Genomic DNA, 259 nt, shown 5'->3' on the forward strand with positions numbered 1-259 from the left:
GCCCGCGCCCGCGCGCTCTATGACGGGCGCCTGGCTCCTTCCGTGGACGATGTTCACGCGCTCGCAGAGCCGGTGCTGCAGCACCGCATGGCGCTGACCTTCGCCGCCCGCGCCGAAGGCATGAACGTGCGCGACGTGATAGCCCGGCTGGTGAAAGCATCCGCCTGATGGCCCGTGTCGGCGAGCAGACCGCCTCGGTCACGACCCGCGACGCGCTGGCGCGCGGCCGGCTGCGGGCGTCGCTCGTCCCGGACCTTCT

General features: G+C 73.0%; 1 protein-coding gene. It reads left to right on the forward strand.

What is annotated here, in order from left to right; translation table 11 throughout:
- The coding region (locus tag FLQ44_RS24910) for a hypothetical protein (RefSeq protein ID WP_439144923.1) at window positions 1-168 on the forward strand (168 nt) is incomplete at its 5' end.
- Window positions 169-259: the final 91 nt, after the last annotated feature.

This window comes from Vogesella mureinivorans (assembly GCF_007644035.1).
GTDB lineage: Bacteria > Pseudomonadota > Gammaproteobacteria > Burkholderiales > Chromobacteriaceae > Vogesella > Vogesella mureinivorans.